The sequence below is a fragment of the Pseudogemmobacter sp. W21_MBD1_M6 genome, assembly GCF_052119585.1.
In the GTDB taxonomy this organism is placed as follows: domain Bacteria; phylum Pseudomonadota; class Alphaproteobacteria; order Rhodobacterales; family Rhodobacteraceae; genus JBGQOJ01.
Genome location: NZ_JBGQOJ010000033.1, coordinates 1 through 14,272, shown reverse-complemented (window position 1 = coordinate 14,272; position 14,272 = coordinate 1). Strand labels below are relative to the sequence as shown.

Below are 14,272 nucleotides of genomic sequence, written 5' to 3'. Positions count from 1 at the left end.
AGGTTTAGTGGGCGTTGTCACGCTCGACGCCCATATTTTGCGCCTAGGTGAACGGTATGACCAGCCCGACGATGATCAGCAGCACACCAGCGGTTATATTGGTTCTGCGCAATGCCAAGGGCGATGTCAGAATGGCCCGTACCCGGCCGATAAAAAGCGAAAAACACAGGTTTCCGATTAACGGGACAACGATTGAAATAACCATGATCGCGGCAATGTCGGGGACGGTAACACGCGTCAGATCGAAGAAGCCCGGCAAGACGCCCATGTAGAACAGGATCGCCTTCGGGTTTCCCAGAATCACCGCAACCCCCGCCGCGAAACCGGCCCACATCCCCGGTCGCGTCAGGCGACTGTCCGATGCGACGGAACGATCCGCGTGCCGGATAAGCAGGTATCCCATCAACAGGAAAATACCCGAGGCGACGACACGCAGGGCCGTCATGAAGCCATCAAAAACACTGACAATCCAGGTGACCCCCAGAATGGCAAGCAACGGCCAAAGCGCATCACCGACAACAACGCCCAATGCCAACGGCCAAGCCGCATTGAAACCCCCGGAAAGCGCGCGCGCGGTCAACGCCATCCAGACCGGCCCCGGTGTGAAGAACAGGATCACAAGAGCACCTGCGTAAAGCGCCAGATCAGAAAGACCGATCGTCATCCCAGCTTTCCATTTTCATCCAGGGTCCAGAACGGGTTCATCGCGAATTCCCAGATATGGCCATCGGGATCTGCAACATAGCAGGAATATCCGCCCCATTCCGTTCCAACCGGAGCTGTAACGCTTGTGGCCCCCGCAATCAGTGCGGCATCATAGGCCGCATCAACGTCCTCTGATGTGGGAAAGTTCTGCGCAAGCGTCATGGCCCCGACCCCAAGATCCTTTATGTCCCGTCCCTGTTCCTTCGCCAGCAGGGTCTGCGGGAACAATCCGAACTTGGCACCCCCCATGTCGTAGAATGCGACAGTGTCCATCACCTGCTCGGGGATCCAGCCAAGTGCCTCGTAATAGGCGCGGGACCGCGCCAGATCTGCCACGCCAAGGGTGATCAGGGTCACGCGGTTCGGGGTCATATCGCTACTTCTTTCACTATCGAGGTGCCATTTACCTCTGTCACTTCCAAATACATCGCGCGCGGGCCAAGGTCTTTGAAAAGTTCGGGGCCGGTGCCCGTCATCCATGCCTGCGCCCCGATGGCGCATATCTCGTCATAAAGCGCCGCGCGGCGACCAGCGTCCAGATGGGCCGCGACCTCATCCAACAGCAAGACAGGCGGTGCCCCGAAATCCTCTGCCAACGCACGCGCGTTTGCAAGGATCAAGGAAATCAACAAAGCCTTCTGCTCTCCGGTCGAGCATTGCTTGGCCTCGACATCCTTGGCGACATAGACCGCTGCCAGATCGGCACGATGTGGCCCGATCAGGGTGCGCCCGGCGTAAAGATCCTGTCGCCTGCCGCCCTCGAACGCTGCCTTCAGCGCGTCCTCGCTCTCGGGGATTTGCCCGCCATCGCTGTCCTGCAATGTCAGTCTCGCTGCAGGAAAGGCTGTTTCCGCTCCGCTTTGCGCTGCGGCAAGACGCTGTAGCGCCCCGATCCTGTTTGACTGGATATTGGCTCCGGCACGCGCCATCTGCGCCTCTAGCGCCATATACCAGGCCGGATCACGCACCTGATCCTTCAACAATCGGTTCCGCTCGCGCATTGCCTTTTCGTAGGTCAGCACGGCCTCGGCATGCGATGGCTCGAAGCTTAGCGTCATACGGTCAAGAAACCGCCGTCGCCCTTCTGCCCCCTCGATCCACAGCCGGTCCATCGACGGAACCAGCCACAGAATTCGGGCGATCCGGCCAAGGGCGGTCTGCGGTGCGGCTTTGTCGTCAATCCGAACGGTTCGAGTGCTGGCCCCCTCGGCAAAGGTTTCGATCTCGTGCATCTGCGCGAGGCTTTGCAGCACAGCAGTGACTTTCCACCCCAGCCCCTCGGGTTTTCGTGAAACCTCGTCCGGCCCGGCCCGGCGCAACCCGCGTCCCGGCGAAAGGAACGATATAGCCTCTAGAATGTTGGTTTTTCCTGCGCCATTCGGCCCGAATATCGCAACTGGCCGCCCGTCCAAAGACAGGCGGGCCAGTTTGTGTGACCGGAAATGCGACAATGTCAGTTCGCGTAACGCAAGGCCGGGCATGCACGGCCCTCACTTTTCTGTTTCGAATTGTCTGCCCGTGGCGGCGTGCAGGCCCTTAGACCCGCATCGGCATAACCACATAGACCGCAGAGGTATCGTTCCCCTCGCGCATCAACGTGGGATCACCCGCAGAGTTGAACATGAACACCGCATTCTCGCGGTCTACCTGACTGGCGATTTCCAGAAGATATTTCGCGTTAAACCCGATTTCCAGTCGCTCGTCGCTGTAGGAAACGGCCAGTTCTTCCTCCGCAGCACCGCTGTCAGGGGCGTTGACAGACAGGATCAGGCGGTCTTCGTCCAGAGAAAGCTTAACCGCACGCGACCGTTCAGACGACACCGTCGCAACGCGATCAACCGCGCGGGCGAATTCTGCGGCATCCACTTCCAGCTTGCGCGTGTTTCCTTGCGGAATAACGCGCGTATAATCCGGGAACGTGCCGTCGATGACTTTTGATGTCAGGGTGATTTCAGGCGTGGCAAACCGCACCTTTGTTTCAGAGACCGACACGGCAACGATCGTATCGTCATTGTCCAGCAATTTGCGCAACTCGCCCACGGTCTTTCGCGGCACAATGACGCCCGGCATATTTTCGGCGCCTTCAGGAAGGTCTGCGTCAATCCGTGCAAGCCTGTGGCCATCGGTTGCGACACAGCGCAGCTTTTGCCCGCCATCCCCGGTTGCCACGTGCATATAAACACCGTTCAGGTAGTATCGTGTCTCTTCCGTCGATATTGCGAATTTGGATTTGTCGAAAAGACGGCGCAGAACCGGCGCGGGACAAGAAAAGTTCGACGCATATTCCGATGTGGCCATAACCGGAAAATCTTCTTTTGGAAGGGTCGCCAGATTGAAGTTCGAGCGGCCGGCCTCGACGGTCAGGCGGCCGGATGTGCCATCATCCGACAGCTGCACCAGCGCACCATCCGGCAGTTTGCGGACAATCTCGTGCAGGGTAACGGCGGATACGGTCGTCGCACCGGGCCGCTCGACCTGCGCGATTGCCTTGTCGACCACTTCGATATCCAGATCGGTCGCACGGAAACTCACCGAGTTTGCGTTCGCTTCGATCAGTACATTGGCAAGGATCGGAATCGTATTCCGACGCTCTACCACTGACTGGGCCTGACTGACCGCTTTCAAAAGCGCGCCACGCTCGATGCTAATTTTCATTCCAACGCTCCTACCGATGTCGGGGCGCTGAACCTACCCCATTCGCAGAACGGCTCAAGCCCTTTTTTCAAAGGGGCCAAGCCTTTGCCCGAATGTCCAATGCTTTGGTCAGGGCGTCAAGGGGCGACCGTCGGATGATTAGATCTCAAGGCTGCGACGCAACAGTTCTACGTCTTCCGCGATCTGATTATCGACATTTCGCAGCTCTTCGATCCGTTTTACGCCGTGCATAACGGTCGTATGGTCCCGCCCGCCGAACCGCCGCCCGATTTCCGGCAACGACCGCGAAGTCAATTGTTTTGCCAGATACATGGCCACCTGACGCGGTCTGGCAATCGTGCGCACCCTTTTAGGGCCGATCATATCGGACAAACGGATATTGTAATGCTCGCTGACCCGGCGCTGAATCTCTTCGATCGTGACCTTGCGATCAGACGCGCGCAGAATATCGGCAAGACAATCCTGTGCCAATTCCAACGTAATTTCGCGCCCAACAAGCGAGGCAAAAGCGAACAGCCGTGTCAAAGCACCCTCTAGCACCCGCACATTCGTCGAAATGCGGTGCGCCAGAAATTCCAGAACCCCGTCCACAAGAACCAAATCGCGATACTGCAACCGGTACTGCTCGACCTTTTGCTGCAAAATGCCAAGACGCAATTCATAATCCGTAGGGTGCAGATCGACCACAAGCCCGCATTGCAGGCGGGATTTGATCCGCTCTTCCAGATCCTTGATCTCTCCCGGTGCGCGATCAGCAGAAATAATGATTTGTTTGTTTTGGTCTACAAGCGCGTTGAACGTGTGAAAGAATTCTTCTTGCGTGCTGTCTTTTCCGGCAATGAACTGAACATCATCCACCATCAAAACATCGACAGAGCGGAATAGCTCCTTGAAGTTCATCATCTTCTTTTCGCGAAGCGCCTGAACAAACCGGTACATGAACTGCTCTGCCGACAGGTAGACGACCCGCAATTCTGGGCTGCGCGCCTGCAATTCCCATGCAATCGCGTGCATCAGGTGGGTTTTGCCCAAACCTACGCCGCCGTAAAGAAACAGGGGGTTGAACGTCACAGGGCCGCCTTCGGCGACGCGACGTGCGGCGGCATGGGCCAATTCGTTCGGCTTGCCAACCACAAAACTGTCAAAGGTGAACCGCGCATCAAGCGGCGCACCCGGCAGGTCAATCTCGTCCTTGGCTGCTTCGGCAACTTTTGCGGCCGAAGCCATGGCAGGCCGTGTGCGCGCAACCGCCTTGGAGGCTGTGGCGGGCACCGAAAACTCGACCCTGCTGACCGAGGAGTCTGCCTTTGCAAGATGATGCATAATCTGCTCGCCGAAATTGCGGGAAACCCAATTTCCCATAAATTGCGTCGGCACATGAAATGTTGCGACACCGTCGTGAAGGTTCGCGAACTCGAGCGGCTCGATCCAGTTTACGTAGTTGCTTTTGCCCACTGAATTAAGAAGCTGTTCACGTACTTTTCCCCAGGTGTCGTTCGTCATTATTTCAGACCTGTTTTCTTGTTGTGTCCAAGACTGATCCAGCATCAGCCCGCCCTCTCGTTCGGCCGTCACAATCCGCCTTGCCAACGCCTTGACCGACTACAAAGACTGGCCGCAAAACGCGCCGCCGTCTTTCCGTCGCTGCATTCGCGCGTTGGCCACTACGCTTGTCCGGGCAAACCTTGAACCAACCGGGGTTCACATTCTGCGCGCGGCATTCGCGTCGTACTGTATTGAAAGACACAACAAGAATGATCCGCGAACGCATAAGTTCGCAGCCTTCATTCTCGGGAAAAAGCGGCGCAGCAAGCCTCACTTGCTAATCGCTTAAGTCCCATCAAAACGTCGTCGGATCCTGAATACGACAATGCGCATTGGCCGGCATTTGACGTCGGCAGACGTCCGTTTCGATTCTATGTCCCCCAGGGCGATGTGACTCGCTCAGGCAATTTAGCAAGCTGCTTACGCGGCACGCAACTGATCTTCGATCTTGACTCTGCCTTTGATGAAACGAATCCCAATATGAGGATTTTGGCCCATATCTTTGGCAGAACCTAAGTCGGTCAGGTCTTTAATATTTCAGTGAAAAACAAGACAAGGGCGCTGCCAGAGGCGCGCCCTTGTCTTTAAGTTAAGCAATGCCGAAGATCAGGCGATCGCTTTTACGCGCGCTGCTAAGCGGGACATTTTGCGGGCAGCGGTATTTTTGTGCACCACACCCTTGGTCACGCCACGCATCAATTCCGGCTGAGCCGTTTTCAATGCATCAGCAGCAACGTCTTTGTTGCCGGAAGTAATCGCCTCTTCAACCTTGCGGATGAATGTGCGGATACGCGAACGACGCGCTTTATTGATAGAGAAACGCAACTCGTTTTGACGGGCGCGTTTTTTAGCTTGGGGCGAATTTGCCATAGGTCGAGTTCCCACATTTTGGGTTCGGTAAATCTGAAGTCCGGCTTCTAGGCCCGACTCGGCTTCAAGTCAACGGTGCTTTCGATATATTTCGGTTACTTATCGCGAAACTGTGCCTCGCGCTTCTCCAGAAAGGCCGCCATGCCCTCTTTTTGGTCTTCTGTTGCAAATAAGGAATGGAACAACCGGCGCTCGAACAACAATCCTTCGCTCAGGCTGGTTTCATAACTGCGGTTCACCGCCTCTTTGACCGCCATTGCCGTCAAGGCAGATTTTTCGCTGATCTTCGAGGCGATGGCCATGACCTCTTCCATCAGCTTTTTCACTGGCACGACGCGACTCACCAGACCCGACCGTTCAGCCTCTTCGGCATCCATGAATCTGCCAGTAAGATGCATGTCCATTGATTTCGACTTGCCGACAAAACGGGTCAGACGTTGCGTGCCCCCGATGCCCGCAACAACGCCCAGATTGATCTCTGGCTGCCCGAACTTGGCCGTGTCAGAGCAGATGATGAAATCGCACATCATCGCCAGTTCGCAGCCACCACCCAATGCATACCCCGATACAGCGGCGATGATCGGCTTGCGGAACCGCAATAGCTGTTCGACCTCGCTGCCGAACATGTCGGACCAGAACACGTCGACAAAGCTTTTCTGGGCCATCTCCTTGATATCCGCGCCAGCGGCAAATGCCTTGTCAGAGCCGGTCAAAACCACGACGCGGACTTTGTCGTTTTGCCCAACCGCCTTCAGGGCATCGGCAAGTTCCGACAGAAGTGTCGAATTCAGGGCATTCATCGCGTCCGGGCGGTTCAATCGAATAAGGGCGACGTAGTCTTCGATTTCGACGATCAGCGTCTCATAGGCCATGTGAAAATGTCATCCTTGTTCATTTCGAATGATTCATTAACACTGTTGTCGCTTCGATCAAGTTATCTTTGGCATTGCGCGCAGTAGAAGCTGGATCGGCCCGACTGAACGATTCGCCCGATTGTCCCGTTACATCCGGCCGTGGTACAAGGCTGGCCCTCGCGGTCATAAACCCTGAATGTATGTTGAAAATAACCCAACTCGCCATCGGTCTGGCGATAGTCGCGCAGCGATGATCCCCCCGCCTCGATCGCCTCCGACAAGACTTGCCGGATGATCGGAACCAGGCTTGCCACCCGTTTCACAGACAGATCGCAAGCCTTTCTCTTGGGTGAAATACCGGCACGGTGCAGCACTTCGCACACATAGATATTGCCAAGCCCGGACACGATTCGCTGGTCAAGAAGCGCGGTTTTGATCGGTGTGTTCTTTGCGCGAAGCCGGTCGATCAGATAGGATTCGTCGAACGCATTTCCCAAAGGCTCTGGCCCAAGCGCGACGAGCAGCCAATGCGCCTCGACTTTGGCTGTCGGGGTCAAATCCATCGCGCCAAATCGACGCGCATCATTGAAGGTCACGCGTGCGCCACCCGCCATATCCAGTATCACGTGGTCATGTTTTTCCGGTGCGGGGTGTTCGTGGTGGAATTCCCCGATCCGAACGCCAGAGATCAGCATGCGCCCCGACATCCCGAGATGAATGATAAGCGTCTCGCCCGTAGATAGATCCGCCAGAATGTATTTCGATCGGCGCCTTAGCTGCGTCACCGTCGCGCCTGTTAACCGCGCGCCCATGTTTTCCGGCAAGGGCCAGCGCAGATCGGGCCTGCGCGCCTCTGCGTGGGCGATCTCTTGCCCTTCCATCACGGGCAACAATCCGCGACGGACTGTCTCTACCTCTGGTAATTCGGGCACGGCGCACTCTCTTAGACTAGGCGGGTGGATTGTATCACGCCCACGGCGCTCTATAAGAGTGATGTGAATTAGGAACGGCAAGGCCCAATGACCGACGAGCAACAAAAAACCACCCACTTCGGCTTTAAAACCGTGGCGGAGGACGACAAGGCTGGACTGGTCCATGGCGTCTTTACCAACGTCGCATCAAAATACGATGTGATGAACGACGCAATGTCGATGGGCATTCACCGGATCTGGAAAGATGCGATGATGGACTGGCTAGCGCCGCGGTCGGGGCAAAAGCTGTTGGATGTTGCCGGGGGAACCGGCGACATTTCCTTCCGCTTCCTAAAGCGAGCCGGCCATGCCCATGCAACGGTTCTTGATATGACCGAATCCATGCTGGTTGCAGGGTCGCACCGCCCCGAGGCCATCGCACAAGCGGAAAGCCTGAACTGGGTCGTCGGCGACGCCATGGCACTGCCGTTCGAAAGTAACACCTTCGACGTTTACACCATCAGCTTTGGCATCCGGAATGTCACCCGCATTCAAGATGCGTTGGCGGAAGCTTACCGCGTCCTTCGCCCCGGTGGCCGCCTGATGGTGCTGGAATTCAGCCAACTGCCCAATCCCGCGATGCAATGGGCCTATGACCGCTATTCCTTTAATGTGATCCCCGTGCTGGGCCAGATCATCGCAAATGACCGGGACAGTTATCAATATCTGGTGGAATCAATCCGCAAATTTCCCGATCAGGACAGTTTTGCCGCAATGATCCGCGATGCGGGTTTCGGAAACGTTAAATACCGAAATCTGACAATGGGCATTGCCGCCCTTCATTCGGGGTGGAAACTGTAGGTGCGTGGTCCTCACAATATTTGGCGGCTGATCCGAACGGGTGCCACACTGGAACGAACCGGGGCAATGAGCCTGGTTCTTGACGCCTTTCAGGCGCCGCCGTCCTTGCGCATCGCCGCCCGCGTTCTGGGCTGGCCATTCAAGTGGCTGGGCCTGAAAGGCGACCCGACCATGCCGCCCGCGACCCGCGCTTTGACAGCGCTGGGGCCGGCTTACATCAAGTTCGGGCAGGTCCTTTCCACCCGCCCCGATGTGGTCGGAGACGAACTGGCGCTTCAGCTGAAGGTGCTGCAAGACAAGCTGCCGCCATTTTCGACCCAGATCGCCAAAGCGACTGTGGCCTATGAGCTGGAGATTTCTGTTGACGATGTCTTCAGTGAGTTCAGCGAGCCTGTTGCCGCAGCCTCCATCGCCCAGGTTCACAAGGCAAAGCTGCGTGATACCGGGGAATATGTCGCCGTCAAAGTCCTGCGACCCGGGATCGAAAAGGCGTTTCGCAAAGACGTGGATGCCTTTTATTTCGCCGCAAGGATGATCGAAATTCTGGCGCCATCTGCACGCAGGTTGCGCCCGATGGAGGTGATAAAGCACTTCGAGGGCATTGTTTTGGCCGAACTGGATCTGCGCCTTGAATCCTCTGCCGCCGGTGAATTTTCCTCGAATACAGAGAAAGACGCCGGATTTCAGGTGCCCCGTGTGCATTGGTTCCTGTCCGCCAAGCGCATGATGACAATGCAATGGGCCGAGGGGCTTTCGGCCAGCGATGTCACAGCCATTGATCTTGCCGGGCATGATCGGCGGCTTCTGGGTGCGCGAGTCTTGCAGTTGTTCCTGTCTCACGCCCTGCGCGACGGTTATTTCCACGGTGATATGCACCAGGGTAACCTGAAAATCGCCGCGAATGGTGACATCATCGCCTATGATTTTGGCATCATGGGCCGGATCGATGAATACACACGCCGCGTCTACGCAGAGATCCTGTTTGGCTTTATCCGCAAAGACTATCGTCGTGTGGCAGAGGTCCATTTCGAGGCGGGATATGTACCCGCCGACCGCGATGTCGAAGAATTCGCACAAGCGCTTCGCGCTGTCGGAGAGCCGATTTTCGGCATGGACGCCACACGAATTTCGATGGGCCGCTTGTTGAACTACCTGTTCGAGGTCACAGAGCGGTTCGGCATGGAAACTCGGACCGAACTGATTCTGCTTCAGCGAACGATGGTTGTTGTCGAAGGGGTGGCACGAACACTGGACCCGCACATCAACATCTGGGAAGTCGCCCAGCCTATTGTCGAGGATTACATCAAGGAAAGCATCGGGCCAAAAGCGCTTCTTCGCGATCTTGGAAAGACCGCGATGATCCTGTCCCGTTTCGGGCCACGGCTACCAGCACTTGCACAGGCTGCGTTGATCCGGCAGTCCGAACCACAGCAAGAGTCCGCGCGCCGGTCCGTTTTCGCACCACTCTTATGGATGGCGGCTGGTGGGGCAATGACAGCCGGCGGTGTTTATCTTTCAACCCTGCTCTAGCGCGGCCAACTCCAGTTCGATGGCCGGGGTATAGTCGCGCTCACCACGCTGTGATTTCCACAGGCAATGCGCTGCCATGCGCCAATGAAACAACGGTGCAAGTTTTTTGTATCTCGTGGCAATCGCAAGATCGCCATAGGCCGACAAAAACGCATCCCTGTCATCGGCAGAAAGATCATGACCGCCGTAAAGGGCCTGCATCGCGGGCGACAAAAACATTGCCACATCCTCGCATGGATCGCCCAATGCTGGGCATTGCCAGTCAATAAACACAAGTCCCGCAGTTGTTCGGATTATGTTGTTGGGAACCACATCCCCATGAATCAAACACAAGGTTTCCGCTGGCGGCAGCGTTGTTGGCGGTTGCCGGGCCACAATTGCATCAGCGTCAGCACCATCGCACTCTTGCAGAATCGCAAGAGTTTGCTGCGCGATAGCGGCAGAGCCCGAGGGCAGTATCCGCAATCCCTCAGGGGCCTGATGGGAATGCACCTTTGCCAAAGCCTTGCCCACATCGACAGCGCCGCCCGTCCATGAAGCGCCATGAACGAATTCGTAGACAATGACTGGGCCGAACTTTGTTTCGATGCTCGCCAAAATTCCGGGCGAAAGGCCGGTCCCCGCAAGAGATGCAAGAACTGTCGCCTCTGATGTGCTGTCATTCGGGAACAGGGGCGAAGCAAAGCCCTTGCAAAACAGCTTGCAGACAACGGCACGCGGCCCTTCAGAAATCCGCCAGACCAAATTGGTACGCCCACCAAACAGACGTTCTGGTGCACAATTTTCCGCAATCAGGCCAAGCGCAGCAAGACGCACGCGGATTTCCAATGGCATCTCGTCTGGATAAGGCATGGCGCAGGATTGCATCTTGCCCCCCCTTTCCAGCAGATCAAATCATCATTCACGCTAGGCTGTGCCCTGAAAAGACACAAGTGCTATGGTGCACGCAAAGCCAGAACCGCGCTTGCCGAGACCTGCGCGCCGCCTTCCATAATCAATACGGTTTCACCCGAATCGATACGCACCTCGGCAATCCGTGAGTATGTTTCGGCGGTTGAAGTCCCGATTATTTTTCCACCCGAGTAGCTTTCGACATCAAAGGAATATAGCCCCGAGGCCAGTGGATTGCCGTCTGAATCTACCCCTGCCCAGTCAATCCGGTCAGGCGACACCGGAACATTGATACGCTGGACCTCGGCACCAGATGCGTTGCGCACCACCATCACAGCCTCATCGGCCGTTGGGTCCGGGGCAGGTTCGATCGCAACCGGACTTCCGTCAAAATATGCTGGCGCGACGGCCTTCGCATCCATCCCGACCCATCCCGCCAACTGCGCCATCCCCATGATCGACAATTTTTGCCCCAATAGGGCTAACAGATCGTTGGATTTAACTTGCTGTTCGACGCCGGAAAATGTGGCGAGTTGGACCGCGAAATCCGATGATTGGATCGGATTCAACGGGTCTTGATTTTTCATTTGAGCCGTGAGCATTTTCAAGAATGTCTCAAAGTCAGAGCTTACAGCAGCCTTTGTCGACGTAGTCGCGAGCGACGGATTCGTCGTGGCGGCGGGTGTTACTGATAAAACTTCCATGCGGACCTCCAACTACAATTTTAGATCTAGCACGCCGGACGCGTCGCTTTTCGAACGTGCTTCGGCTGGCGTATTTTCCGGATTACTCGCAATGACAGGCCTGCGTTTCGCCCCATCAAACGTTCGATATGCCCTTTGATCCTGTGGCGCACCCTGCCCGAAACTAAAGCTTGAACTGGTATAGCCCATAGCACGGAATTCGTGTGCTAACGCCTCAATGTGGCGCCGCATAAGGTCCGCAGTATCGGGGCGGTCGGTAAATATTGTAACCGAAATTCCAGCCTCCAATGGCTTCAAAGAGATCGTGATGTGCCCCAGTTCTTCTGGATTCAGAGCAATATCAATTGTTGAGTCGGTGGCGCTGGCCACGCTTTTCGCGATCTGAACCGCTATACCACGCGCAAGATCAGAGCCGTCCGGCGGGCTGCCGATTCTGGTGTTGAGAGGAGATACAAGTGCCTGCGACTGCATCACGGAATATGGAGTTTCCGTCTTTGCATTGGCAGAAACATCATCTGTATTGCCTGTGCTGTCCGTTGCCTGCGGATCGACTCCGTTGCTGTCTCTGTTCTTTTTATGCTCAACGGGGAAACATTGTTCAATTGACGATGGAACTTCAACGGCGCTGACTGTTGCATTTATTGAATGCGACAGGCGCTTGCCGCCTTCCGACGCGGGCAACGAAGCGTCTTCTTCAGCGATATGACTGATCAATTCAATCATTCGCGCACCTGTAGTCAACGCTGCTACTCGTGTTGAGGTATCCGAATAGCTGACGCTTGGCATCATGTTACCCGATCTCTGTGTTGGGTCAACATTCACCAGCGCCGAATGGGAGCCGTCCACTTCATGATGCGTGACGGGATCGTTGATAGCCGAACTTTGGTTCCGTTTCGGGGCCGGGCCGCTCGACACCTCTGCCCCGTGATCCAGTGCAAGACCAACATTAGCTTCAAGATGAATCGCAGGCTCTGCAGGATATGATCCGCCGTTACCTGAAATACCCTGATGGCGTCCAGGCTTGGACGTTTCAGGCAATGACCTTAACAAACGCCAGTCAGGACTATCATCCTGAACTGACGAATTGCCACGGCTCACATCTGTCCGAGCAACGACCGTTTTGGCGGCCTCCAGCAAAAGGCCCTCCTGCCTCGGCGGATCAGTCCGATGGTTTGATGGTTCAGATGTAAGCCCACCACTCACCTTTGGCGCGACTGGATTTCTTTCGGGCGCCAGAAGATCTTCTGGTTGCTGTGGAGACACCTCATTTTGACCGTACCGAATGCCTTCCTTAGTACTCTCGCGCGCATTGATTCGATGCGGCCGGTTGGCGTACAAAGATGTCGTATGCTGCACTTCAGGAAACACCTTTGCAAATAGCTCCTGCGGATCTTGCGGATTAGCCACCGGACTATCCGCGGCCCCTGTAACAACAGATGGGTGATTGCCGGTTCGGACTTCAGCCTCCGGCGTTGTCAGATCTTCAGACAGATCCTCAATCAATTGCTCGGGGTCGTCCGAGTGTGTCACTTCGGGGGGGGCATCCGAATTCTTGCCTAGCCACGAAACCAATGAAGGAAAATGTGTCTCGGTCGCGCGAAACTCCGCCGCGCATCCCAGACATTCCCACGCTTGATCAAGGGTAATCGGTTCCTTTTGATCATCTTCTTCGGTAGAAACCGCGATGACTGATGCCTTTCCATGTCCGGAAATTTTTGGGGTGCCGTCATGCACATTTCCCATCATTGCGCTGGATTCCAGAAGCCGTGCAAAGGCTCCTGCCGCTGTCGGCACTACATTCAAGGCGTCAGCTTTCATGCTAACGATCGCATGCTTTTCTTCCAATGGCGTAAATAGGGGCAGGGACGGCATAATTGCTCCGCTACATTTCTATACTTCACGCATCTATTCACGAATTTAGTTACCGCTTCTTTACTTCAAGCAATCAAAGTCCTGAAAAATGCAAACAATTTAAGGACTCTGCAGGTGATGGAAATTAATGAACCAAAAACGACATCCTTTAATCACCTTGCCCCGCGCGCGACGGACCTTGGATTGCGCGAGGCAGCTGAGCAGCTCGAGGTCACGTTCCTTTCGGAGATGTTGAAATCTGCTGGCCTTGGAAAGTCGCGCGAAAGCTTTGGGGGGGGGGCTGGCGAAGACCAGTTCGGGTCCTTTCTGCGGCAGGCGCAAGCGCAAGAAATGGTGAAAAGTGGCGGCATCGGCTTGGCCGAGAAACTGTTCGGCGCTCTCAGGTTGCGTTCTGATGAGTAGGATGCAGGCCACGATTCTCGCCATCGAAGACTTGATGGAGACAGAGCGCGCCAAGATATTGGTCGCCGATTTTTTAGCGGCTTCCGAGATTGCTGTAAGAAAAGAGAAATTACTTCAGGAGCTTGCCAAACATGATATTCCGCATGGTGCCATTCTCGCTCGACTTGCTGAAAAGGCCAATGCGAATCAGCGCCTTCTGGCTGCATCTATGCTCGGTGTAAAAGCCGCTTCTTCTCGACTCGAGCTACTACTGAACGGCGGAAAATCTTTGAAAACATACGATAAAACCGGCTTTCAGCACTCGTTGGGCACACCAAATACATCCACAATGGAAAAGCGTGCCTAAGGCCACGGCAAGTTTAATTAAAATCCAATGTTTTGAGATAGCCCTGCTTAGCCCCCTGTGTCAGCGTAGTTGTCCGCCGCTCTATTTTTCTCTAATTTTCAGGTGGGCGGGATAGGACAATGACGT

General features: G+C 55.6%; 15 protein-coding genes. 4 read left to right on the top strand and 11 right to left on the bottom strand.

The window, feature by feature from the left end:
* Positions 1 to 43: 43 nt before the first annotated feature.
* From ACEN2R_RS19050 to mutM, 8 genes are all read right to left on the bottom strand, one after another.
* Positions 44 to 664: a LysE family translocator gene (locus ACEN2R_RS19050; protein WP_442044297.1), complete on the bottom strand. Its 621-nt coding sequence runs from the start codon at positions 662 to 664 to the stop codon at positions 44 to 46.
* Positions 661 to 1,077 (bottom strand): VOC family protein, encoded by a 417-nt coding sequence (locus ACEN2R_RS19045; RefSeq protein ID WP_442044295.1) that lies wholly within the window; start codon positions 1,075 to 1,077, stop codon positions 661 to 663. The genes ACEN2R_RS19050 and ACEN2R_RS19045 overlap by 4 nt, the downstream gene beginning before the upstream one ends.
* Positions 1,074 to 2,186 (bottom strand): DNA replication/repair protein RecF, encoded by a 1,113-nt coding sequence (gene recF, locus ACEN2R_RS19040; protein WP_442044293.1) that lies wholly within the window; start codon positions 2,184 to 2,186, stop codon positions 1,074 to 1,076. The genes ACEN2R_RS19045 and recF overlap by 4 nt, the downstream gene beginning before the upstream one ends.
* Positions 2,187 to 2,241: 55 nt before the next feature.
* Positions 2,242 to 3,360, bottom strand: coding sequence for a DNA polymerase III subunit beta (gene dnaN / locus ACEN2R_RS19035; protein ID WP_442044291.1), 1,119 nt, complete (start codon positions 3,358 to 3,360; stop codon positions 2,242 to 2,244).
* A gap of 138 nt (positions 3,361 to 3,498) precedes the next feature.
* Complete coding sequence (gene dnaA / locus ACEN2R_RS19030) at positions 3,499 to 4,863, bottom strand: chromosomal replication initiator protein DnaA (RefSeq protein ID WP_442044289.1); 1,365 nt, start codon at positions 4,861 to 4,863, stop codon at positions 3,499 to 3,501.
* A 648-nt stretch (positions 4,864 to 5,511) separates the two neighbouring features.
* Positions 5,512 to 5,775 (bottom strand): 30S ribosomal protein S20, encoded by a 264-nt coding sequence (rpsT, locus tag ACEN2R_RS19025; RefSeq protein WP_442044287.1) that lies wholly within the window; start codon positions 5,773 to 5,775, stop codon positions 5,512 to 5,514.
* 95 nt (positions 5,776 to 5,870) lie between these two features.
* The gene (locus ACEN2R_RS19020; protein WP_442044285.1) at positions 5,871 to 6,647 is read right to left on the bottom strand and encodes an enoyl-CoA hydratase; all 777 of its coding nucleotides are present in this window, start codon (positions 6,645 to 6,647) and stop codon (positions 5,871 to 5,873) included.
* 62 nt (positions 6,648 to 6,709) lie between these two features.
* A complete protein-coding gene (gene mutM / locus ACEN2R_RS19015) occupies positions 6,710 to 7,561 on the bottom strand; it encodes a bifunctional DNA-formamidopyrimidine glycosylase/DNA-(apurinic or apyrimidinic site) lyase (RefSeq protein ID WP_442044283.1) in 852 nt (283 codons plus the stop codon).
* Between the two features lie 87 nt (positions 7,562 to 7,648).
* Here mutM and ubiE point away from each other — a divergent pair, with 87 nt between their 5' ends.
* Positions 7,649 to 8,401 (top strand): bifunctional demethylmenaquinone methyltransferase/2-methoxy-6-polyprenyl-1,4-benzoquinol methylase UbiE, encoded by a 753-nt coding sequence (gene ubiE, locus ACEN2R_RS19010; protein ID WP_442044282.1) that lies wholly within the window; start codon positions 7,649 to 7,651, stop codon positions 8,399 to 8,401.
* The gene (gene ubiB, locus ACEN2R_RS19005) at positions 8,402 to 9,931 is read left to right on the top strand and encodes a 2-polyprenylphenol 6-hydroxylase (protein ID WP_442044280.1); all 1,530 of its coding nucleotides are present in this window, start codon (positions 8,402 to 8,404) and stop codon (positions 9,929 to 9,931) included. It abuts the gene before it with no gap.
* On the opposite strand, the gene ACEN2R_RS19000 is transcribed toward ubiB, so the two are convergent.
* The 3 genes from ACEN2R_RS19000 to fliK form a co-directional block, all read right to left on the bottom strand.
* A complete protein-coding gene (locus ACEN2R_RS19000) occupies positions 9,917 to 10,798 on the bottom strand; it encodes a phosphotransferase family protein (RefSeq protein ID WP_442044279.1) in 882 nt (293 codons plus the stop codon). The genes ubiB and ACEN2R_RS19000 overlap by 15 nt on opposite strands.
* A 68-nt stretch (positions 10,799 to 10,866) precedes the next feature.
* Positions 10,867 to 11,526, bottom strand: a complete 660-nt coding sequence (locus ACEN2R_RS18995; RefSeq protein WP_442044277.1) for a flagellar hook capping FlgD N-terminal domain-containing protein — start codon at positions 11,524 to 11,526, stop codon at positions 10,867 to 10,869.
* 12 nt (positions 11,527 to 11,538) lie between these two features.
* On the bottom strand, positions 11,539 to 13,398 hold the full coding sequence (gene fliK / locus ACEN2R_RS18990; protein ID WP_442044275.1) for a flagellar hook-length control protein FliK: 1,860 nt from the start codon (positions 13,396 to 13,398) through the stop codon (positions 11,539 to 11,541).
* Positions 13,399 to 13,515: 117 nt separating this feature from the next.
* On the opposite strand from fliK, the gene ACEN2R_RS18985 reads away from it, so the two are divergent.
* Together ACEN2R_RS18985 and ACEN2R_RS18980 are read left to right on the top strand one after the other, a co-directional pair.
* Positions 13,516 to 13,800: a rod-binding protein gene (locus ACEN2R_RS18985; RefSeq protein WP_442044273.1), complete on the top strand. Its 285-nt coding sequence runs from the start codon at positions 13,516 to 13,518 to the stop codon at positions 13,798 to 13,800.
* Positions 13,793 to 14,146 carry a hypothetical protein gene (locus tag ACEN2R_RS18980; protein WP_442044271.1) on the top strand — a complete coding sequence of 118 codons (354 nt, stop codon included), beginning with the start codon at positions 13,793 to 13,795 and terminating at the stop codon, positions 14,144 to 14,146. The genes ACEN2R_RS18985 and ACEN2R_RS18980 overlap by 8 nt, the downstream gene beginning before the upstream one ends.
* Positions 14,147 to 14,272: the final 126 nt, after the last annotated feature.

Bases quoted from the DNA above. Each gene is read 5' to 3' on its own strand.
- dnaN (WP_442044291.1), bottom strand. From the start codon at position 3,360: ATGAAAATTAGCATCGAGCGTGGCGCGCTTTTGAAAGCGGTCAGTCAG.
- fliK (WP_442044275.1), bottom strand. From the start codon at position 13,398: ATGCCGTCCCTGCCCCTATTTACGCCATTGGAAGAAAAGCATGCGATC.
- ACEN2R_RS19045 (WP_442044295.1), bottom strand. From the start codon at position 1,077: ATGACCCCGAACCGCGTGACCCTGATCACCCTTGGCGTGGCAGATCTG.
- ACEN2R_RS18985 (WP_442044273.1), top strand. From the start codon at position 13,516: ATGGAAATTAATGAACCAAAAACGACATCCTTTAATCACCTTGCCCCG.
- ACEN2R_RS19020 (WP_442044285.1), bottom strand. From the start codon at position 6,647: ATGGCCTATGAGACGCTGATCGTCGAAATCGAAGACTACGTCGCCCTT.
- ubiE (WP_442044282.1), top strand. From the start codon at position 7,649: ATGACCGACGAGCAACAAAAAACCACCCACTTCGGCTTTAAAACCGTG.
- rpsT (WP_442044287.1), bottom strand. From the start codon at position 5,775: ATGGCAAATTCGCCCCAAGCTAAAAAACGCGCCCGTCAAAACGAGTTG.
- ACEN2R_RS18980 (WP_442044271.1), top strand. From the start codon at position 13,793: ATGAGTAGGATGCAGGCCACGATTCTCGCCATCGAAGACTTGATGGAG.
- ACEN2R_RS19000 (WP_442044279.1), bottom strand. From the start codon at position 10,798: ATGCAATCCTGCGCCATGCCTTATCCAGACGAGATGCCATTGGAAATC.
- recF (WP_442044293.1), bottom strand. From the start codon at position 2,186: ATGCCCGGCCTTGCGTTACGCGAACTGACATTGTCGCATTTCCGGTCA.
- ACEN2R_RS19050 (WP_442044297.1), bottom strand. From the start codon at position 664: ATGACGATCGGTCTTTCTGATCTGGCGCTTTACGCAGGTGCTCTTGTG.
- dnaA (WP_442044289.1), bottom strand. From the start codon at position 4,863: ATGACGAACGACACCTGGGGAAAAGTACGTGAACAGCTTCTTAATTCA.
- ACEN2R_RS18995 (WP_442044277.1), bottom strand. From the start codon at position 11,526: ATGGAAGTTTTATCAGTAACACCCGCCGCCACGACGAATCCGTCGCTC.